Annotated in this window: 19 protein-coding genes; 11 read left to right on the top strand and 8 right to left on the bottom strand. The window is 36.7% G+C overall.

The window, feature by feature from the left end; genetic code table 11:
• Positions 1-23: 23 nt before the first annotated feature.
• Positions 24-935 (bottom strand): VanZ family protein, encoded by a 912-nt coding sequence (locus H5084_RS06200; protein ID WP_182689902.1) that lies wholly within the window; start codon positions 933-935, stop codon positions 24-26.
• 239 nt (positions 936-1,174) lie between these two features.
• Positions 1,175-2,389 (bottom strand): pyridoxal phosphate-dependent aminotransferase, encoded by a 1,215-nt coding sequence (locus H5084_RS06195; RefSeq protein ID WP_028867738.1) that lies wholly within the window; start codon positions 2,387-2,389, stop codon positions 1,175-1,177.
• A 206-nt stretch (positions 2,390-2,595) separates the two neighbouring features.
• Between H5084_RS06195 and H5084_RS06190 the strand changes: the two genes are divergently transcribed.
• The 5 genes from H5084_RS06190 (at position 2,596) to H5084_RS06170 (ending at position 9,005) form a co-directional block, all read left to right on the top strand.
• Positions 2,596-3,522: a LysR family transcriptional regulator gene (locus tag H5084_RS06190; protein WP_182689901.1), complete on the top strand. Its 927-nt coding sequence runs from the start codon at positions 2,596-2,598 to the stop codon at positions 3,520-3,522.
• 257 nt (positions 3,523-3,779) lie between these two features.
• Complete coding sequence (moeA, locus tag H5084_RS06185; RefSeq protein WP_182689900.1) at positions 3,780-5,027, top strand: molybdopterin molybdotransferase MoeA; 1,248 nt, start codon at positions 3,780-3,782, stop codon at positions 5,025-5,027.
• 388 nt (positions 5,028-5,415) lie between these two features.
• Complete coding sequence (gene aroG, locus H5084_RS06180) at positions 5,416-6,468, top strand: 3-deoxy-7-phosphoheptulonate synthase AroG (RefSeq protein WP_182689931.1); 1,053 nt, start codon at positions 5,416-5,418, stop codon at positions 6,466-6,468.
• A gap of 156 nt (positions 6,469-6,624) precedes the next feature.
• A complete protein-coding gene (locus H5084_RS06175) occupies positions 6,625-8,025 on the top strand; it encodes a cobyric acid synthase (protein ID WP_259396689.1) in 1,401 nt (466 codons plus the stop codon).
• Positions 8,026-8,027: 2 nt separating this feature from the next.
• A complete protein-coding gene (locus H5084_RS06170; RefSeq protein ID WP_182689899.1) occupies positions 8,028-9,005 on the top strand; it encodes a Solitary outer membrane autotransporter beta-barrel domain in 978 nt (325 codons plus the stop codon).
• A 99-nt stretch (positions 9,006-9,104) separates the two neighbouring features.
• Here the strand turns inward: H5084_RS06170 and pdxH are convergent, their stop codons facing one another.
• On the bottom strand, positions 9,105-9,758 hold the full coding sequence (gene pdxH / locus H5084_RS06165) for a pyridoxamine 5'-phosphate oxidase (protein ID WP_182689898.1): 654 nt from the start codon (positions 9,756-9,758) through the stop codon (positions 9,105-9,107).
• Positions 9,759-9,982: 224 nt separating this feature from the next.
• Here pdxH and H5084_RS06160 point away from each other — a divergent pair, with 224 nt between their 5' ends.
• The 4 genes from H5084_RS06160 (at position 9,983) to H5084_RS06145 (ending at position 11,911) form a co-directional block, all read left to right on the top strand.
• A complete protein-coding gene (locus H5084_RS06160; RefSeq protein ID WP_028867745.1) occupies positions 9,983-10,549 on the top strand; it encodes an elongation factor P hydroxylase in 567 nt (188 codons plus the stop codon).
• A gap of 47 nt (positions 10,550-10,596) precedes the next feature.
• A complete protein-coding gene (locus H5084_RS06155; protein WP_182689897.1) occupies positions 10,597-11,046 on the top strand; it encodes a low molecular weight protein-tyrosine-phosphatase in 450 nt (149 codons plus the stop codon).
• Between the two features lie 7 nt (positions 11,047-11,053).
• Entirely contained in the window at positions 11,054-11,458 is a 405-nt protein-coding gene (locus H5084_RS06150) for a thioesterase family protein (RefSeq protein WP_182689896.1), read from the top strand.
• A 159-nt stretch (positions 11,459-11,617) separates the two neighbouring features.
• Positions 11,618-11,911, top strand: a complete 294-nt coding sequence (locus tag H5084_RS06145; protein ID WP_028867748.1) for a PilZ domain-containing protein — start codon at positions 11,618-11,620, stop codon at positions 11,909-11,911.
• Positions 11,912-12,017: 106 nt separating this feature from the next.
• Here the strand turns inward: H5084_RS06145 and H5084_RS19925 are convergent, their stop codons facing one another.
• Both H5084_RS19925 and H5084_RS06135 read right to left on the bottom strand, forming a co-directional pair.
• Positions 12,018-12,827, bottom strand: coding sequence for a 4'-phosphopantetheinyl transferase superfamily protein (locus tag H5084_RS19925; protein ID WP_182689895.1), 810 nt, complete (start codon positions 12,825-12,827; stop codon positions 12,018-12,020).
• Between the two features lie 239 nt (positions 12,828-13,066).
• Positions 13,067-13,369 carry a DUF496 family protein gene (locus tag H5084_RS06135; protein ID WP_028867749.1) on the bottom strand — a complete coding sequence of 101 codons (303 nt, stop codon included), beginning with the start codon at positions 13,367-13,369 and terminating at the stop codon, positions 13,067-13,069.
• A gap of 266 nt (positions 13,370-13,635) precedes the next feature.
• On the opposite strand from H5084_RS06135, the gene H5084_RS06130 reads away from it, so the two are divergent.
• The gene (locus H5084_RS06130; RefSeq protein WP_182689894.1) at positions 13,636-15,015 is read left to right on the top strand and encodes a PhoH family protein; all 1,380 of its coding nucleotides are present in this window, start codon (positions 13,636-13,638) and stop codon (positions 15,013-15,015) included.
• 319 nt (positions 15,016-15,334) lie between these two features.
• Here H5084_RS06130 and H5084_RS06125 read toward each other — a convergent pair whose 3' ends face one another.
• Positions 15,335-16,885: a hypothetical protein gene (locus tag H5084_RS06125; protein WP_182689893.1), complete on the bottom strand. Its 1,551-nt coding sequence runs from the start codon at positions 16,883-16,885 to the stop codon at positions 15,335-15,337.
• A gap of 290 nt (positions 16,886-17,175) precedes the next feature.
• Positions 17,176-18,090, bottom strand: coding sequence for an AEC family transporter (locus H5084_RS06120; protein ID WP_182689892.1), 915 nt, complete (start codon positions 18,088-18,090; stop codon positions 17,176-17,178).
• Positions 18,091-18,648: 558 nt separating this feature from the next.
• Between H5084_RS06120 and H5084_RS06115 the strand changes: the two genes are divergently transcribed.
• The gene (locus H5084_RS06115; RefSeq protein ID WP_182689891.1) at positions 18,649-19,173 is read left to right on the top strand and encodes a phosphoribosyltransferase; all 525 of its coding nucleotides are present in this window, start codon (positions 18,649-18,651) and stop codon (positions 19,171-19,173) included.
• 229 nt (positions 19,174-19,402) lie between these two features.
• On the opposite strand, the gene H5084_RS06110 is transcribed toward H5084_RS06115, so the two are convergent.
• Positions 19,403-20,599 carry an MFS transporter gene (locus tag H5084_RS06110; RefSeq protein ID WP_182689890.1) on the bottom strand — a complete coding sequence of 399 codons (1,197 nt, stop codon included), beginning with the start codon at positions 20,597-20,599 and terminating at the stop codon, positions 19,403-19,405.
• Between the last annotated feature and the right edge of the window lie 188 nt (positions 20,600-20,787).

The following is a 20,787-nucleotide window of genomic DNA, read 5'->3' as shown; positions in this document are numbered from 1 at the left end:
ATCGCCCATTACAAAGCTTAAATTTATTGCAAATACATTGTATCTAAATACAAGTAAATGGGGCTGCTTAACTCGTACATATAAAAATCCACACCTGCTATCTTACTTAAATCCATTTTTCTTAATTCAACACCCGCTTGAATAGTCGTAAGCAAAATACTTTGCTCACTATAACCGGGTGCAATTGTTAAATGTTGATCGTAACGGTCGCGGTAATTTGGATGCCCTTTATTATAGTGACGATCGGTAATAATTAAGGTCACTGGTAACGCGTTAGGGGCGGGATTATAAAAGCCTATAGTTATCTTGCTATAATTCTGCCAATTGCCCGGAAAGTAACGAAGTGCGGCGCCACTATATTGTCGTGGTACAAAGGTGATTTGCATCATACTGCTTGAGACTGGTTGTGTAATTGGCTTATTAATCATTAATGGTTGATCTGCTTTCCAACGAGTTAGCTCGATCTCTTGATCAAATGAGGCTAAGACGGGGAAATCTATTTGTGCTTTTGCTTCATCATAAATCAATAATGCAGAACGGTGCAGTACTAAACCTAATAACAGCAAGTAGGAGACTTTAAATAGCCAATGGATAGGGTGTTTGCTAAATAAAATTATGCTTAATAATACTCCCATGTAATTGAGAAATAAGTCTTGTACCTCCATTTCACGTGAAAAATACGGTTGTATTATTTCAATGCTCAGGCCAAAAGCAAAACATAATAGTGTAAGAGTGAAGCACTGTTTTAGCAGGGAGAATGCTCTGATGGTTGAGTGGTAATGCAGTAGTAAGAAACTCCAAAAACAAAAAACACTAAGATGGCCGATAGGCCATAATGCTTCAATTAATCGTTGTGAAAATAAGCTACCCACATCAATGAATAGTAATAATAAAGCACAGACAGCCAAACCAGCGAAAATTATTTTTTTAAACATCTTTTAACTCAATGGGAGTGAAATGATAATGATTAGTGATAAGAAGGTTATTGTTACATTATTGAGTACTTATGTATTTTGTCTGCCTACTTTTACCGCTACTGAAGATAGTCACTAGATACCGCTACTACATATTCATTATGTGCACATGGAGCTGTGCCTTTTAGAACATTGATTATCAATGCTATTCAAAAAGGCACTTACATTTTAGGAGCAATTAACCTGTAATAGTATTGATTTTACTGGCTATAGCCTTCTAAGAAGCTACCTATTTTTTTGATCGCAATAGCCATTTCATCAACCCGAGGCAGACAAACGATACGGAAATGATCGGGTTTGTGCCAATTAAATCCAGTTCCCTGCACAATTAGTATTTTTTCTTCAACTAATAAATCCATGGCAAAACGTTGGTCATCTTTAATATTAAAACGCTTTTGATCTAATTTAGGAAAAAGATATAATGCCCCATTGGGCTTAGTACAGCTAATACCCGGAATATCATTTAATAATTTCCAAGCCGTTTGTGTTTGGTCGTATAAACGCCCACCTGGCACTGTTAATTCATTAATACTTTGGTAGCCACCCAATGAAGTTTGTATTGCGTGTTGCATTGGCACATTGGCACACAAACGCATACTGGCTAAAATTTCTATGCCTGAAATATAATCACGCGCTTGTTTTTTAGCACCACTGATCATCATCCAACCTACTCGAAATCCACATACGCGATAAGCTTTAGACAAACCATCAAAGGTCACAATCAAAATGTCATCGGCTAAGGTTGCAAGCGGAATATGAACTGCATCATCATAGACAATTTTTGAGTAAATCTCATCGGAAAAAACAATTAAGTTGTGTTGACGTGCCAACTCAACTATTTGCTCTAATAACTCTTTACTATAAACAGCACCGGTTGGATTGTTTGGATTAATTAACACGATGCCTTTAGTACGAGAGGTGATTTTTGATTTAATATCGTCGATATCTGGAAACCAGTCTGACTCCTCATCACAAATATAATGAACGGCTTTACCACCTGATAGATTCGCAGCCGCAGTCCATAATGGATAATCTGGTGCAGGCACTAATATTTCGTCACCATTATTAAGCAAACTCTGCATCGCCATTACGATTAACTCGCTGACACCGTTACCAATATAGATATCGTTTGTATCTAAAGATAATAAACCTTTCGCTTGGTAGTGCTGCATTACCGCTTTGCGTGCAGAAAATAGACCTTTACTATCACAATACCCCTGGCTATTTGGCAAGTTTTTGATCACGTCCATTAATACTTCTTCTGGAGCTTCAAAACCAAATTGGGCAGGGTTACCTATGTTCAATTTAAGAATGCGTTGACCTTCGTCTTCTAATTTCATCGCTTGCTTTAATACTGGTCCTCGAATGTCATAACAGACGTTATCTAGTTTGTTTGAACGAACAATTGAATACATTTAAACCCCTTAAACCCTAATTTTCATAATGCTTTTGATATTGGGTTAAAGTACCTCATCTCAATGCGTTAGTGAAGATGAAATAAAAAATATGTGGGGATAAATGCAATTGATGGTGAATTTAATTCAATTAATAATATAAAAGCTTTAATATAATTAATTATTAAAATAGAATTTCAACTTCTTTGCTTTTGTTAGGACAAAATATGATTGAATTTAAACACTTAAAAACATTATCAGTATTAAGTAAAGCAGGGAGTTTAGTAGAAGCTGCAAAACAGTTACATTTAACCCAGTCAGCGTTATCACATCAGCTTAAAGAATTAGAACAACGCCTTGATTGTTCACTATTCATTCGTAAATCGCGTCCGATCCGTTTTACTATTTCTGGGCTCCGTATATTAGAACTTGCAGACCAAGTGTTGCCTCAAATTCGTCAAGCAGAACGGGATCTTTCACGTTTCGCTTCCGGTGATGCAGGGCGTTTACACATGGCAATTGAGTGTCATTCCTGCTTTCAGTGGTTAATGCCCGCCATTGATAAGTTCAGGGATAGTTGGCCAGAGGTAGAATTAGACTTTTCCAGTGGTTTTAGTTTTTTACCATTACCGGCATTAAAGCGAGGTAATTTAGACTTAGTAGTAACCTCAGATCCACAACAAATTCCCGGCATCACTTATATTCCATTATTTAGTTACCAATGTATGTTGGCGTTAAGTCGCCACCATCGCTTGGCAAACAAAACCTACATCAACGCTGAAGATCTGAGCGAAGAAACATTAATTACTTACCCTGTTGAAAAAGAACGATTAGATATTTTTAATGGTTTCTTAATGCTGGAAGGCGTATCGCCAGCCAATATTCGTCATGCAGATATGACCTTGATGATGTTACAACTAGTGGCAAGTGGCCGTGGTGTTGCCGGTTTACCCGATTGGGCATTATTTGAGTATTTACAAAAAGATTACGTGGTTGCTCGTCGTTTAGGCAAAGAGGGCGTCTGGAAAACCTTATATGCAGCAGTACGAGAAGAACAACAGTCTTTGGCATTTATTGAGGATTTTATCTCAACGGCTATCGATAGTTGTTTTGAAAACTTGAAAGGAATAAAAATGCCTTGCTCAATTTACTAGGTGAACCATTATAGTTTTAGGGTTAAGAGCTTAGAGTTAAGCTAGTAGGTTTAAAATTAAAAACAAGGATATTACAGGGTTGGATTTGGCAGCGTTTTTTAACCTGTAAATAAATGAATAAAAAATAAACACTTAACATCCTTTATTCAGTTTAATTGATCTAAAAGGCATTTATTTCAGTTGTTCAATTGCACGGGACTGTAGAAAAAGACACAATAAAATTACTGCTATTTAACTAATTAAAAGAGTAACCCGATATGAGTTGTTGTGATGTAAAAGGCTTGATGCCGCTCTCTGATGCACTACAAAAGATGCAAGCGTCCCTCACTAATGTGTGTGAGAAAATCGTTTTACCTTTGCCTGAGGCGCTAGGTTTTACCCTGAGTGAAAATATAACTTCAGAAAAAAATGTCCCTGCATTTAATAATTCTGCAATGGATGGTTATGCATTACATGCTAGCGATTTAAAAAATTGTGATACGGATAATCCCGTGCACTTGACCCAAATTGGAAAATCGTTTGCGGGTGCACCTTTTGCCGGTAAAACGCCTAAAGGCAGCTGTATTAGAATAATGACCGGTGCCGTTGTGCCTGATGACCTAGATTGTGTGGTGATGCAAGAACGCACTGTGGCAGAAGGTAAACAAATCACCTTCAACCACGCACCTAAACAACATAATAATGTACGTTTTGCTGGAGAAGATTTAAGTATTGGTCAAGCAGTATTACAACAGGGACATAAATTAACGCCTCGTGACATTCCATTACTTGCTTCATTAGGTATTGCTACCGTTGCTGTATACCGTCAATTAAAAGTGGCGGTTTTATCCTCGGGTGACGAATTAACAAGTTTAGGTGAGCCATTACAACAAGGGCAGATATACGACACTAATCGTTATAGTATTATGGCTTTATTATCACGTTTAAATATTGAAATAATTGATTTTGGTATTATCAAAGATGATTATGAAGCCATTAAACAGGCGATGGTCAGTGCTGATCAACAAGCTGATGTTGTGATCACTAGCGGTGGTGTATCTGTTGGTGAAGCAGATTTCATTAAAGAAGTGCTCAATGAAATTGGTGAAATCGGTTTTTGGAAACTGGCTATTAAGCCCGGAAAACCATTTGCCTTTGGGAAGTTGAAAAACAGTGTCTTTTTTGGGTTGCCAGGAAATCCCGTTTCAGCTATCGTGACTCTATACCAATTAGCAGTGCCAGCAATGGCAAAAATGAGTGGTGAAGTCGTTAAACCCGCTATTCGCTTTAATGCAATCTGTACCGATACATTGTCTAAAGCACCAGGAAGAACTGATTTTCAGCGCGGGAACTATTCTGTCAATGAACAAGGCCAATTAGTTGTTAATACAACCGGTAATCAAGGCTCTGGTGTGTTTAGTTCAATGAGTCTGTCAAATTGCTTTATTGTGCTTGAGCAAGACCGTGGCAATATCAGCGTAGGTGAAACAGTGGTGATTGAACCGTATAGTCCTCTGATGGATTAATACGTTTAAAATGCCACCAATATAACGATAAAAAAGACCAACGCCATTAATCATGTGGAGCAAGTAGCATTGGGGGAGATAAGCAAGTTTTAAGGCTATATTTTATAGCTTTTGGTGGGGTAATACAGTTAACCCATGAAAAGAGGAACAATCATAAACAATGAAGTTTTTAGTGATTATGCCATTTATAAAAATGTTAGTAGCTTGCTTGTTTATTTACTCCGATAAAGTTGATTATTATAAACAACATCGTTGCTTGATTATTGATGGTATTGGTACAAAAAATACAAAGGCATAAAAGAGACTTATATCCGTAAATGCAACGGGTATATTTAATGAAAAATATATTAAATACTAACTATAAGCACAATGATGTGCCTCAGGAAAAATTATGATCAAAACAGATGACGTGAATATAACTGCAATTAAAGAACTATTACCCCCTATTGCGCTTTTAGAGAAATTTCCAGCTACATCTGCAATCAGCCATACGGTTTCTGATTCACGTAAAGCAATTAGCAAAATTTTAAGTAACCAAGATGACCGTTTATTAGTGATCATCGGACCATGTTCAATCCACGATACAGAAGCAGCGCTTGATTACGCAGCGAAATTAATGCCGTTACGTGAAAAATATAAAGACTCTTTAGAAGTAGTAATGCGCGTTTATTTTGAAAAACCACGTACGACTGTTGGTTGGAAAGGTTTGATCAATGATCCTGAAATAAACGGCACGTTTAATATTAATAAAGGCTTACGTAAAGGTCGTAAACTTTTATTGGATATCAATGCAATGGGCTTACCTGCTGCGACTGAATTTTTAGATATGATCACACCGCAATATGTTGCTGATTTAATGACATGGGGCGCAATCGGAGCGCGTACTACAGAGTCACAGGTTCACCGTGAATTAGCCTCTGGTTTATCTTGCCCAGTTGGCTTTAAAAATGGTACAGACGGCACTATTAAAGTGGCCGTTGATGCAATTGGTGCTGCTAATGCTTCTCACCACTTTTTGTCTGTTAATAAATTTGGTCATAGTGCAATTGTTGAAACAGCAGGTAACCCTGACTGTCACATTATTTTGCGTGGCGGTAAAGCGCCTAACTATAGCGCTGAAGACGTTGTCGCTATCAAAAAAGATCTTAAAAAATCAGGATTAACTGAAACATTAATGATTGATTTCAGCCATGCAAACTCAGAGAAAAAATTCGAAAATCAAATGAAAGTTTGTACCGATGTTTGTGGTCAAATTGCAGCGGGTGACCGTGCAATTTCAGGTGTTATGGTTGAAAGCCATTTAGTAGAAGGTCGTCAAGATCTATGTGAAGGTGTTACGCCTACTTACGGTCAGAGTATTACTGATGCATGTATTGGTTGGGATGCAACTGAGACGTTATTAGCACAATTATCTGAGGCTGTTATCGCTCGTCGTGGTTAAGGACGTGTTAACGCTTATTTAAAGCACTGTTTAGACAGTGCTTTTTTTTGTCTTTTAAACTTAATCCCAAGCAAATACCCACTTGGTTTTAGATAATTGACTGAGTCGTTTGTGATTTTTATTCTTAATTTATGAGACTATTTGCAAGTGAGTGAAATGACAGTACCACAAAAACCGATCATGATTTTAGGCTGTACCAGTGATGCGGGTAAGTCGTTGATCGTGACGGCTATTTGCCGATTATTAGCTAATAGAGGTATCAGTGTTGCGCCTTTTAAAGCACAAAATATGAGCAATAATGCCGCTATTACTGAAGACGGATTAGAAATAGGGCGAGCGCAATATCTGCAAGCATTGGCTGCAAAAGCGAAACCATCAGTATTAATGAATCCTATCCTATTAAAACCAAGTGCCGACACATTTAGCCAAGTGATTGTGAATGGCAAGGTCGATACTGAAATTTCCAATATGCCGTGGATGGCAAGAAAAAAACTATTATGGCCAAAAGTAATACAGTCACTTGAATCGTTACAATCACAATACCAACAGGTTGTGATTGAAGGGGCTGGTAGCCCCGCAGAAATAAACTTGCGCGAAGGCGATATCGTTAATATGAGTGTTGCATTAGCTTGCCAAGCAGATGTATACCTTGTTTCAGATATTGATCGCGGTGGATCTTTTGCTCATTTATTGGGTACTTGGGCATGTTTAGCTGAAGAAGAACAAAAACTGATCAAAGGGTTTGTATTGAATAAGTTTCGAGGTGACCCTAAGTTGTTAGGTAATGCAATGGACTGGTTAGAGGAAAAAACTGGTATTCCTACTGTCGCTAACTTGCCTTATCACCGCCATCAATTACCCGAAGAAGATAGCTTTAGGTTAGGCACAACTTGGCAACAGGGCGCAATTAATGTTGCACTGATATATTATCCCTATGCATCCAATATGGATGAGTTTGATGCGTTAATTTATCAAGATGATATTAACTTAGTTCCAATACAGTTAAATCAAGATTTATCCGTTTTTGATGCTGTTATTTTACCCGGTAGTAAAAATAGTGGTAAAAGTCTGCATTTTTTGCAACAAACAGGTCTAGACAAGACCATTAAGACATTTGCAGAGAGTGGTAAATTAGTACTTGGTATTTGTGGTGGTTTACAAATATTAGGGGATGAAATTAAAGATCCTTTGCAATTAGAAGATGGTGACAAAAGGGCACTTGGTTTAATTGGGCTAACAACAACCCTCGCACCTAATAAGGCAACACAGCAGAGAAATATAGATTGGTTAGGGCAAAGTATAGAAGCATATGAAATTCACCATGGTGCAAGCCAACTATTAAATGATGCAGTAACTCCTTTTATCAGTGATAATATTGGCTGGCAACAGGGTAATATTTATAGCTCTTATTTACATGGATTATTTGATAATGCTGTCTTTTATAATTGGTTTATGCAACAGCTCGGCGCAGCACAAAATGGTATTAGTTGGAAAGCACATGTTGATAAAGAATTGGATAAATTAGCATTAATGTTTGAACAGCATGGGTGGTTGTAGTCTTGTATTTTAATCGTTATTTAAAAATTATTTCCCCTTTAATATTTGCATCTAGCTTAACGGCGCCTGCTTATGGTGAATCATTAGGTGTTGCAGTGCGTTCAGTAGAGCAGGCATTGGCGATTGCTACGCTGATGTCCGATAGTGAAGCACTTACTTTTGGGTTTGCAAATGTAGATTTAGAAGTTGAAGATCCAGGCTTTGGGAACGAAAAAAGCACCAACCTTAAAAATAGCTTGGACGTGTTTGTGATCCCTTATACCTGGGATTTAGAGCCTAAAAGTAAAGCTTGGGATCATGCTATAACGATACGTGCTTTTTACATTGCTTCTAAACGAGACAGCCAGTTATTTAGTGAAGTGAGTGATAAATTAAAGCAAAATACCTATGGTATTTACGGTAATTATTCTCAGTTTTACCATGTTACTGATCAATGGTATGTCACTTCTGCCTTAGGCGCACACCTCAGTTATTATAAGAACTCTTACTCTTACGGCGATGGTTTTCCAGAAGAAATAAAAGCAGAATTGGATAATATTGCATTTAATGTCACCACCTTGGCCTTAATTGCTGAACCAGAAGTAGGCATTGGGTATGAAAGAGATGAGCAATGGGGAAAATGGCGAGCACATAATCAAATCAATTACATTTATGGTCATGGTCTCTCTGGTTCAATTGATAAACCAAGTAGTATTAATCCTGAAGGATGGCGTATTACCAACGGGGTTGAGTTTACAGTTAACGTACCTGAATTATGGGGGGTTAATGACTTTATCACGGTCGACTTTAAGCGAATTGATTTAATGGGCGACTTAGAGGCCATGGCTGATAATGGCTACTATTATGAAACCACTGTCGGTTGGGTAATAGATACCCAAGATAAAATTCCATTTTTGGACAACATCGGGATTGGACTATCAGTCAATTATGGCAGTTCAATCAGTGGTGCGACCTTAGTACTGTATTGGAATGAAGAATAACCTTATGCTTTGATCTTATTACTTTGCTCACAAATAATGATTGTAAGCAAAGCAACATGGCTAACAAACCTGTCTAAGGCTTGAGTTAGGAGCTAATGTTTATGGGTTAAGACGAGTAATAGCCCATTTACCATCTATATTTTTATATACAAAGCGATCATGTAAACGGTCCGCTTTACCTTGCCAAAATTCTATTGATTCTGGAATAACTCGGTAACCTCCCCAAAATTCAGGCAATGGTACTGGTTCACCTTTAAACTTTTCTTCATAATATTTAACGGTATCGACTAATGTTTGGCGCTCATTAAGTTCTTGGCTTTGTCTTGAAGCCCATGCACCTATTTGACTACCACGGCCACGAGAATGGAAATAATCTTCAGATTCTTGATGGCTAACTCGCTCAATTCGACCCTCTATGCGCACTTGGCGTTGTAGCATATTCCAATGAAATAACAGAGCTGCAAAGGGGTTTTGTTCTAATTCGCCTGCTTTTCTACTGCCGTAATTAGTAAAAAACACAAAACCATGTTGATCCACTTCTTTTAATAACACCATACGAGATGAAGGACGACCTTCGCTAGTAGCAGTTGAAACAGACATCGATTCAGGCAATACAATACCCGTTGATTCCGCTTCTTTTAACCACGCCTTAAAAAAAGCAATAGGGTCGTCAGTAGTGGTTAATGCTTTATTTTCAATTAAAACACCTTGCCCCAAGGTGAATGCACAACGAAGTTTAGTGAGTAATGACATAGCGTATCTTAATTAGTTAGATTGAAAGAGATCTGAAGTGTATAATTTGTATTTAACCTTGTCGAACTTAATGTCTTTTTCCTGATAACTAAGTTTGAACATTTATCTCTTTATTAATTAAACACATTAATGATAAGTAAATACTGGCGTTCATGATCTCACTTGCGCTTGTTTTTATTGCTCATTATTGAAGTCACATACAATTGAACGAGAATTTTTAGTGCATGCCTAAGTTTTTTAATGAAGCATTTTCAAGCGAAGATATTATTAATATCTTTAATCAAACCTTTTACACTTCTCACCAGACTAAATTAGTACTGGGTGGCAATGAACCACTATACCAACCCGCTAATGAACAATGCGATCACCACCAAATCATTTTTGCCCATGGTTACTTTTCCAGTGCTCTTCATGAAATAGCACATTGGTTAGTTGCTGGTGATAAACGCCGCTTACAACTTGATTATGGTTACTGGTATGAACCCGATGGGCGTGATCAACAACGGCAAGCTGAATTTGAAAAGGTTGAAATAATGCCTCAAGCTATTGAATGGGCATTATCAGTGAGCTGTGGGCTTGAGTTCGATGTCAGTAGTGATAACCTAAGTGGTATTGTTATCAACCGTTTAGCTTTTAAACAAAAAGTATATCAACAAGTATTAAAGCTATTAAGTAATGGCTTTTCAGCACGCACTAATACCTTATTATTAGCATGTCAGCAGCACTATAGAACACCTGATTTAAGTGTTGAAGATTTTGAATACCAAGGTATGTATCAATTAGTGAATTAAATAAGAATTTTTAAAATTAGTTATTACTTGAATTTTAGAGGCTCAACATGAAAATATTAATCGTTTGTCTAGGTAATATCTGTCGTTCCCCAACAGCTGAAGCAGTGCTAAGGGCAAAAGCTAAAATGCGTGAGATTGATATTGAAGTCGATTCTGCGGGCACTGCTGATTATCATCAAGGTAAAGGACCGGATAGTAGGGCCAAGAAGGCAGGTGAGAAGCGTGGATACAGTTTTCGAGGGATTACTTCTCGTCCTGTCACAATTGAAGACTTTGCCTACTTTGATTATATTTTGGCTGCAGATAAACAAAATAAATACGATTTATTAGCACGTTGTCCATTACAATTTAAAACCAAAGTGGATCTGTTCTTAAGCATGACCGAAGTTCAAGAAACTGAAATTCCAGATCCCTATTACGGTGGCGAGCAAGGTTTTGAATTAGTATTAGATCTGTTAGAAACCGCCAGTGACCAATTATTAGATAAAATAAGTTAATCAATCTATGAGCAATAAAACCTACCACCATGCTGTGCAAATTTATTATGAAGATACCGACCACTCTGGCGTGGTATATCACCCAAATTTTTTAAAGTATTTTGAACGTGCTCGTGAACACGTCATCGATAGTCAAGTACTTAATAAGTTATGGAATGAACAAGGGATCGGTTTTGCTGTTTACAAAGCAAATATGATTTTTCAAGATGGGGTGGAGTTCGCTGAAGTCTGTGATATTCGTACTCACTTTGAAATTGAAGGTAAATATAAAACAGTGTGGCGTCAGGAAGTTTGGCGACCTAATGCAGTTAGACCCGCTGTGATTGGTGATATTGAAATGGTCTGTCTGGATAAAAACAAACAACTTCAACCACTACCATTAGCTATTATTAATTTATTATACAAAGTGTGATCAAAGTTTCTAATACTGATTTAATGCTTAAACTTTTTCGTTGATCTCACTTTATAGGTAAAAATTTATATCAATGTTATCTTTCTCCCAAACAGCATGGATTATACTTGCGAAAATATTTTTTATAGGTAATTTTGTGATTTTATAAAGGAGAGGAATATGTATTTTGCACAAAATGATCAACGATCATTTCATAGAATGGAACTTAACTTACCTATTAAGATCATTAAAGGTGAGATTGAATATGCAGGAATTTGTATCGATTTAAGTAGTACCGGAATGCGTATTTCTTTTTCTGCTGACTTGCTAAAAACGGATGATACGGTTCATATTCAATTGAACACCGGTGATGAACGTTTTCCTCCCCTTGATGCAGAAGCTAAATTAATTCGTGTGACTGAAATTGGACCTAGTAATTATACTGCCGCTGTTGAGTTTTTATCATTAACTTAATAACGACCCATTGCCTATCGTATGTTTATTGCGGTTAGTATTGATGCTTATTAATAAGCTCTGGATCATAGTGATTGATTTATAGGTGCTTGTTTATAGGTATTCATTAAATGCCAAGTAAAGAAGTCGCATCGCGATAAACAATAGTTTGATTAAGTTTACTTGAACGACAGATAGACATGGTTTGTTGTTTAAAAGAAGTGTGATAAAACTGCCACGGTGCATCTTTACTCAAGGGATAATGTGAATTGAAATTTATTGCAATGTTATCCTTTAAACTCAATTGTTGAATATCGTTCGCCACGTATTCTGATGCTTCACTTTTGTCACTAGGCGCGATGCCAGTAAAGCTAAAATAAAACGTATCTAAACCTAAACTAATCCCTACACCCGTTGCTTTTACGAAGGCTTCTTTCAATGTCCAACATCTGAAAAATTGTTGCTGTTGTTCCATTCCAGTTAATTTACTTAACTGTTGATGTTCTTGTGCTGCAAAATAACGTTTAGTTATCGTCGGAATATTAACTTTACGCAGTGGATTTTCAATATCACAACCAACTTCATCGCCAATACATACTGCCATAATAATGAGCTGATTATTATGGCTTAGGTTAAAACGTATATCATTGTTGTTATTAATCAGTGCTGGTTTCCCCTGTGAATTACGGACAAATTGTAATGCAATGGGTGAACTATTTGTATAGTGAGATAAGACTAAGCGACATAATGAGCGTGTAATTAAGGCAGTATGTTGAGCCACTTTATGCTTATATTTTAATAATTTTTCATATTCTTCTGTTGTCAGCAGACTAGTTAAAAACGTGATTGATTGTTCAGACAACTGGGTAGGGTCAATAGACCATAAATCAATATGATCAGTTTTTAAGGTACGTAAATTTGAAGTAAAAGTATCCACGGAGTAGACCTGTTAGATAAAGGCAAGCGTTCTATAGCTTATTAACTCTTAGCTTAGCATAAAAAAATTCAGCTTAGGATAAACAACCTCAGCCCTCATTTTGAAATATACAGCTAACATGCCATGATTAATGACTAGAGAGCGGTAACACATTGGTCATTAAAACTAGTTAACTTACTTTACTAGAAATGAAAAAAGATAGCTAAGCTATCTTTTTTCCGGTCAAGCCAACAAGTTATTTATTTAGTTGGTTCTGGACGCTTGAATGAATTAATTTTCTTATTCACTTCACGACGTTCTTTAGATAATTCAGCACCTGTGATGATATGGTCATCAACACGATCTTCGTAATCTGACTGCATATTCTTGATGATATTAACGATATCTTCGTGCGTCATGCTAGGTGTGATGTATTCAGATAAGTTTGTTAATAGATCAACACGTTTGCGATTATCACGGATTTTCTTTTCATTATCAATGATTTCGCGTTTTAACTTATTTTTACGGCGTGTATTTTTTACTAATTCTAGAACGTTACTCATTTATGACACCTTTTGATTTATATACTTAATGACAGTTACATAATAACAAATAGATCTATTCGTTAAAATCAATTAAGAAATTAATGATTTATATTAATAACTTAATTATACGCAGCATAAACATTTACGAAACTGATTTTTTGATTTAAATGTCGAAAATTGCAAATTATTAGAAGTAACAATAATTTATTGTAATTAATTATTCTGTAATAAAAATGTCATCCTCAGCTGTTTATATGAAAGTTCACTTACCTGAGGAGCAAAATATGATGGACGTTGTACGTAAATACTATCTACTTGATACGAACGTTTTATTACATGAACCTTTAGCTATTTATTCCTTTCAAGAACACAATGTTGTTATTCCTATGACGGTTTTAGAAGAGTTAGATCGCATTAAAGATAGACAAAAAGATGTCAGTCGTGATGCTCGAGTGGCGATCCGCTGTTTAGAAAAAATATTCCAAGATGCAAGTTCTGAACAAATCTCACAAGGAGTAGCAATTGATCATAAAGGCATGCTCTTAGGGGGAATGATTTCTATTTTTGCTGACCACCATGCTTCTTTTATGCAAGAAGCTTTCTCTGAAGATGAGCCAGATAATCGAATTATTAATGCTGCTTTATATCTGCAACAAAGCAAAGCCCCTGCAAAAGTCGTATTAGTGACCAAAGATATTAATATGCGCTTAAAGGCAAAAGGAGCTGGGCTTAAATGTGTAGAGGATTACCGAACTGACCAACTGATTGATGATGTGCATTTATTGAGTAAAGGTTATCAAGAAGTGGAGGGGGCATTTTGGGAAAATATAAAGCAGTGTGAAACCTTCAATCGTGGTGAAGATACCTACCATCAATTGACCTCTGATAAAATAAACGATCCCTATCCGAACCAGTATATTGTGGATGATAAGTCTCAATTTGTTGGTAAAGTGACAGATCATCTTAAAGATAATATTGAGTTATTAGATATCGGTTTTGAACGTTTAATGGGACAGCAAGCTTGGGGAATTAGCCCTAAGAATATTTATCAAGGCATGGCGCTTAATGCACTCTTAGATCCAACCGTAGATTTAGTGATTTTAACTGGACCTGCCGGCTGTGGAAAGACATTATTAGCGGTGGCTGCTGCGTTAGAACTTGTTATTGAAAAGAAGCAATATGACAAAATAATTGTTACACGCAACACCCCCGATGTGGCTGAAAATATCGGTTTTTTACCTGGTACAGAAGAAGAAAAAATGATGCCATGGCTTGCTTCTGTTACCGACACTTTGGAAGTCTTACATAAAAATGATAATTGCAGTGCAAGTTCAGTCAACTACATCATGGATAAAGCGAATATACAATTTAAGTCGGTGAATTTTATGCGTGGGCGAAGTATTCAAAACAGTTTTGTTTTACTTGATGAGTGCCAAAACCTAACCGCCTCACAGCTTAAAACTATTATCACTCGCTGTGGAGAGGGCACTAAAATTGTATGCTCTGGTAATTTAGCACAAATAGACAGTAATTATTTAACCCCTGTCACTTCAGGTTTAACTTATATCGTTGAGCGTTTTAAACAATTCGAAGGCAGTGCAAATATCTACCTTAATGGTGTGATCCGTAGCCGTTTAGCAGAGTTTGCTGAAGAACATTTGTAGTAGGCATTTAGCTGTTGCCATATCGCTAAATGTACAAAAGGAATAATTTCGTATCTTGAATGTTAGTACGAAATTGTTCTGCTTATTTATATGGTTAAGGTTTTAGTTTGACATTTAACACATTGATTAAAGAATCTAGAACACTACTTTGAAATTAAACACGTCTTTGACGCATATCCGGACTTTAGCCCATAAAACTAGCCACGTAGGAGTAATTTAGTTAAGATTTTTGATAGCAGATTGAACCATAGATGAACAAAAAGTACATCGATGGTTCCATAAAAAGAAGGCTCAGATTTAGGTAGAGCGAAGGTTCTGATTATTTTTGAATATCTATTTTTTCCGAAGTTACTTTTGGTATCATCTTAAAAGATTTCTGCTTTATTTGTTCGACTACAATTTTCTTTATTTCTACAGGAAAAGTGTTGTTGACTGCTGGCGTACTGATAACCTGCAGTTTGTTACAGGGATGGTTGGTAATACTACCAATTTGAGGGTTTACGATAATCAAGCGTTCAATCAGAGCATCATAATAAGCTATGTCTTTAGTTTTACAGTTGATTCCATCCTTGACTCCCAGTTGGTCTAAGCGTCCCTTTATTGATCGTGTTTGTGTAAGTTGATTCTCACGTTCTGCAATCGGCATTACGCAATCATATGTAGGGCGTCGTAAATTAGAGTTGTTTGGAATTGACGCGTAATAATCTTCTTCTGTCCAATCTTTTTGCGCTAAATCAATTCGCCAACCTTTTGCTTCAATTCGTTCTGTCTGATTATTGGTTAGATATTTCAAATCAGCTTCTAGCTCTACAATCACCGATGGGTCGCTCATATATTGTGGGATATAGTTAGCACTGTTAGGGTTATTTTGCTCACAATAATTTGGGTTGGAGCCTCCACCTGCAAGTATAGGTTGAATGCTTTGGTCAACTTTCCTTGAGGTTGGCCACGATCCATTCGAAGGATAAAGTTTTGGTACTATAATCAACCGAAAGTCATCATCAACTTCTTCAGTAACTAACATGTCATAACTGGCTGTTTCCAGTTTTTTAAAAATAAATGCACCATCATCTAGATGAGGTGGACGAAGAGATTCGCGGATAGTATCAGAATTAATTATCCCAATGTTGTTCATTGCCCGAATCCATGAATATGTCAACCCGTCTAAATCTGATAGGTGTGTACCCCAATTTCGACCACGGAGAGCGTGATAAATGTCTTGGCCACTCATCTCAGACATCGCCAATTCGCTCATAGAAACACGTCTGCTATCAAGTTCATTCAAGGGAGTTTGATTATGATGTGCAGTAAAATCGCAAGCTAGATTAACGGTGGTACACCCATTTAATGGTAGAGGACCTGGATTGATCTGACGATTCAGAGTTCCTCGGTATTTTTCCAAAATATCGGAAGGGTTGAGACCAATTGTATTGGAAGCATTCACTTGAGCGTAGATTTGAGTATGTGACCAAGGGTTAGAATTATTTCTAGTAATGGATACGTACTTTTCACCAAATCCGATAATAAAGCCATCATTATCGCAAACCTTACCCAGGTTGGGTTTTGTACTATCTTCGACTATTTCAGGGTAATAGGTTGCACTTTCTCCTATGGCTTCATTTGGTGACCAGCTATTAGGTAGTTCATGGTGAATTTGGGTTATTTGGTGATGGCCAGTGAATATGACTACATCCTGTCCGCGGTCATATTCTTGAATTTTGATATCCCATCCATCGCTGTTGCACGTATATATTGTTTCTTTTTCAAGGATAGCAGAGGGATTGTTAGGGTCGACAGCATTTGCTGATTGCAGGGCTAAAAGAGGAAAAACTGAGAGTACGGTTAAACATTTTAGATATAATTTTATCATTATTTAATCCTTTAATTTACCATTTACTAATTGAATATATTTCATGGCAAAATAAAGTCAAATAAAAGTGCTGTAAAAAGCAGGGCCTGTATAAAAAAATTCAAATAGTAAACTGTCAGATACTATTTAATCAATTTAACGGATTAAACTATAGACACATGAACTTTAAAACTAACTAGCATTGGTGAATTAATGTATAGCCGTTAACATTGCTAGTTTTGAACACGCAGCAATTTTGATCGAATATCTATAGTTAGCCTCTTTCAATGAACCTGTCTACATCGCCTATTTTAAAGTAACAGCATACCTAACAGTGGCATGAGAATAAACGCGAGTAAGGTTTGCATAGTGATAATGGAAGCCATTGATTCGATATCTCCTCCTAATTGTCTAGCTAATATATAAGAAGAGGGAGCGGTAGGCGTTATAAACGCAATAAGTAAAACGGCTGCTGCAACGCCATTAAGGCCAGTATAGGTTATGAGCGCGACTGCGATTAATGGCTTAAACCCAAACTGTATAAGTGATGAGCATACAATCCCTTTGAAGTGGCCATTGATGGATTCTGGTTTTAAGGCCGCTCCAACAGCTAATAGTCCAAAAGGTAAGGCTGCACGTCCTACTATCTCTAGGATATCTCCAGCAATACTTGGTACGCCGATACCACTTAAACTTAAAAACCAACCAATAGTACAACCGATAATCAGTGGATTAAACATAATTGATTTTATAAATTGTAATGTGCCAGTAATTGAGGATTTTCCCCAAATAACAAAAATCGATATACACCAAAGATTAATCAATACGATCATAAACCCCGCGGCGACAGAGCTCATTGCCACGCCCGTTGCGCCATACAAACTTTGTGAAATGGCGAAGGCGATGTAGGTGTTAAAGCGAATACCACCTTGAAATATTGATGTAAAACTTGCATTGTCTTTTGTTAGTTTAGGACGCAACAGTATTAATAAAATGGCAGAGATGGTTAAGGTACCAAATATAACCAATAGCATTAGAGCCCAGGGCATACCTGAAATAGATTGCTGGCCAAGTGATCTAATCAGCAGGGCGGGAAACAGCACAAAATAGGTGAGCTTTTCTATACCAGGCCAAGTATCTTCAGGTAAGAACTTAGTGCGCTTTAAAACAAATCCAAGAATAATAAGCGCTATTACGGGAATTAGTGTGTAAATAAAAGTTATCATTGTTTGCTCATTATTAGTTTGATTTATAAATTATTACTTGAATTCAAGAAATAAAAAAACGACTAGGTAAGTTTTTTGGCTGTGGTGATGTCACGATATCTTCTGTTACTTTAGATTATTTATTTCACGCCAATTATTTGATTATACATTTCTCAGTTTACATTTTTTTTTGACATAAACGTTAGTTTATAAGCCATTTTAGTTACAAATTACGCCACTGTTTTTAAACGATAAGTTGAGGTTCATTTTCATAGTATCAGCACTGATGTTGTTCGTGAGATATTTACAATATTGCCCTGTAGCTGAATGATACTAAGGCGTATTCCAACATTTATAATTGAGCTTTTGAATCTTTCCTATCTTTTATGTTGATCTATGATCACTTATTAAATTTGTTTAGGGGGAATGTAATATGATCGACCAGTTACAACAAAATAAAAGCAATACTCAAACATTTTATGACATGATACAAACATAATTAATATTTTCTATAAATTTACTATTTGTATGGCTAGGTGTCATTACAAACAGTTGTTTAGGCATTGTGAAGGAAAAACAATGAACACATTACATATAGGTGAGTGCATACTTGATACTGAACAAATTAAACGGGGCGTGAGTGACGTTGCGTTGCAATTGAATCAAAAATTTAATAATGAAAGTGTGGTTGTGATCACCGTGGTACCAGGGGGAATATTATTCACTGCAGACTTAGTACGTGAATTAAAGTTTGATATTAGTATGGATTATATTTCCTGTTTACATACACCTGAAGATAGAAATAATAACTCAGAGATTATATTTAATCATAATATCGATCTACAAAACCAACATGTTGTATTGATTGATGATGCCATTGAATCTGGTGGCACCATGAAACGAATCTGCCAGTTTCTAACAGATAATTTTAGACTTAATTCTTTATCGATTGCTACACTTTTGGTTAAACCGGGGCGAGCCGTGATTCCGGTTGAACAATACTACGCAGTCGAAATGGACAATGATGATTTGCTGGTGGGGTATGGTTTACCTTGGCAGAATAAGTATCGTAATATTTCCTATATCTCAAAGTTAGTTAAATAACTCGGTAGCTGAAAAAATTCAAAACAAGCGTAAGTAAAGCTTAAGGCCAAAGGTCTTGTTGCTAATAGCTTTGTTGTTAATAACTTTCTTGCCAATTAAGATCGGGGATATGTTTGACAAGATTAAAACTAAAGTACAGAGAAGCAATGTTTACATAAAAACAGAGTCGGCAGATAAACCAACTCTGTTTTTGCGAAACCTTAATACTAAATAGCCCGAAGTATTAAGACTAAATAGAAACGGTTAGTTTGTTTTTGGTATTTAATTGCATATAACTTAATGCCCACATAATAAATCCACCAAAAAATAAGACAGCAGCAACATAACCAGTTTGGTTGGGGTGTGCACCTTGTGCAATGGCCATTCCACCAACCCAAGGTCCGATAGCATTTGCTACATTAAATGCACATTGTACTAGTGCGCCAATCATTGCATGCCCATCGGGTGAAACGTCCATTAATAAAGTCTGAATCAAAGTCGCTAAACCAATACTGCAACCAATTAAGAAAATAATGGCGTATAACTGCCAAATATTATGGCTCGCGTTGACGTAGGCAATAGCAAATATAATCGCGCAAATTAAGCTTAAGCCAGTGGCTTTGATAGCAGAAACATCAGCCGCTTTACCCAAGAAATAATTACCTAAAGTACAGCCTATACCAAACATCACCATTGCAATCGAAATAGTGTAAGCAGGTGTTTGAGTGACATCTAAGATAGTGTCAGCAATGTAGGTATAAATGCAAAATACGCCACCAAAACCAATGATCACAATGCCTAGAATCGACCATACTAATTTATCTTTTAATACACTGAATTCATTGATCAAGTTAGACGGTTTACTGTTGTCGATGTTAGGTACTACTTTATAAACAAACACTAATGCAATCAGTGATAAAACGGATGCGCCACCTAGGCAGTATCGCCAGCTTAGGTTTTGTCCAACTAAAGTGACTAATGGCACGCCAACTATAGTTGCAATGGTTAATCCCATAAATATTTTAGACATAAAAGAAGCGCGTTTCCCCTTTGGGGCAATATCGGCCGCTAATAGTATCGCAGCGCCAAAATATGCACCGTGCGGTAAACCACTGAGAAAACGGAAAATTATTAGTTGATTTAATGAGTTTGATAGGGCGCTTAATCCGTTGGCAATAAACATTAATGTTAAGAAAATAAGCAATGCTTTACGCTTGCGCATGTTGGCAGTGGTTAGCATTAAGATAGGGGCACCGACTACAACACCCATCGCATAAGCACTTATGGCGTATCCTGATTGTGTAGGGGTAACATTAAAGGTTTCACTGATTAAAGGCAGCATTGGCATCATAGAAAATTCGGTTAAGCCTAAAATAAAGGTGCCTAACGCCAATACGAACATAATTGCAGTTCGATTTAATGGTTGTGTTGTGTTAGAAAAAGTCATGAATATCCTTGCGGAGATGCTTACTTACGACATTCATCAATTTATAGAAGCACCGCTTGTGAACTCAATTGATAGAATGTTAAAAGTAATGATGTAATAAAGCACGTATGTTAAATCTTAATGTGATCTTAGTCACCTATAACCTGTATTTTATTGCAATCTTTTTTCTAGAAGAGTTGGCATTTGGC

It is taken from the genome of Psychromonas sp. SR45-3 (genome assembly GCF_014163575.1).
GTDB lineage: Bacteria > Pseudomonadota > Gammaproteobacteria > Enterobacterales > Psychromonadaceae > Psychromonas > Psychromonas arctica.
Note: the sequence above shows the minus strand (reverse complement) of the source record. Positions and strands in the feature narration are given on the sequence as shown.

Coding starts and splice junctions, on each gene's coding strand:
- H5084_RS06125 (WP_182689893.1), bottom strand. CDS start 16,885: ATGATAAAATTATATCTAAAATGTTTAACCGTACTCTCAGTTTTTCCT.
- pdxH (WP_182689898.1), bottom strand. CDS start 9,758: ATGTCATTACTCACTAAACTTCGTTGTGCATTCACCTTGGGGCAAGGT.
- H5084_RS06155 (WP_182689897.1), top strand. CDS start 10,597: ATGAAAATATTAATCGTTTGTCTAGGTAATATCTGTCGTTCCCCAACA.
- H5084_RS06195 (WP_028867738.1), bottom strand. CDS start 2,389: ATGTATTCAATTGTTCGTTCAAACAAACTAGATAACGTCTGTTATGAC.
- H5084_RS06130 (WP_182689894.1), top strand. CDS start 13,636: ATGATGGACGTTGTACGTAAATACTATCTACTTGATACGAACGTTTTA.
- H5084_RS06160 (WP_028867745.1), top strand. CDS start 9,983: ATGCCTAAGTTTTTTAATGAAGCATTTTCAAGCGAAGATATTATTAAT.
- moeA (WP_182689900.1), top strand. CDS start 3,780: ATGAGTTGTTGTGATGTAAAAGGCTTGATGCCGCTCTCTGATGCACTA.
- H5084_RS06190 (WP_182689901.1), top strand. CDS start 2,596: ATGATTGAATTTAAACACTTAAAAACATTATCAGTATTAAGTAAAGCA.
- H5084_RS06150 (WP_182689896.1), top strand. CDS start 11,054: ATGAGCAATAAAACCTACCACCATGCTGTGCAAATTTATTATGAAGAT.
- H5084_RS06145 (WP_028867748.1), top strand. CDS start 11,618: ATGTATTTTGCACAAAATGATCAACGATCATTTCATAGAATGGAACTT.
- H5084_RS06175 (WP_259396689.1), top strand. CDS start 6,625: ATGACAGTACCACAAAAACCGATCATGATTTTAGGCTGTACCAGTGAT.
- H5084_RS06200 (WP_182689902.1), bottom strand. CDS start 935: ATGTTTAAAAAAATAATTTTCGCTGGTTTGGCTGTCTGTGCTTTATTA.
- H5084_RS06115 (WP_182689891.1), top strand. CDS start 18,649: ATGAACACATTACATATAGGTGAGTGCATACTTGATACTGAACAAATT.
- H5084_RS06135 (WP_028867749.1), bottom strand. CDS start 13,369: ATGAGTAACGTTCTAGAATTAGTAAAAAATACACGCCGTAAAAATAAG.
- H5084_RS06110 (WP_182689890.1), bottom strand. CDS start 20,599: ATGACTTTTTCTAACACAACACAACCATTAAATCGAACTGCAATTATG.
- H5084_RS06120 (WP_182689892.1), bottom strand. CDS start 18,090: ATGATAACTTTTATTTACACACTAATTCCCGTAATAGCGCTTATTATT.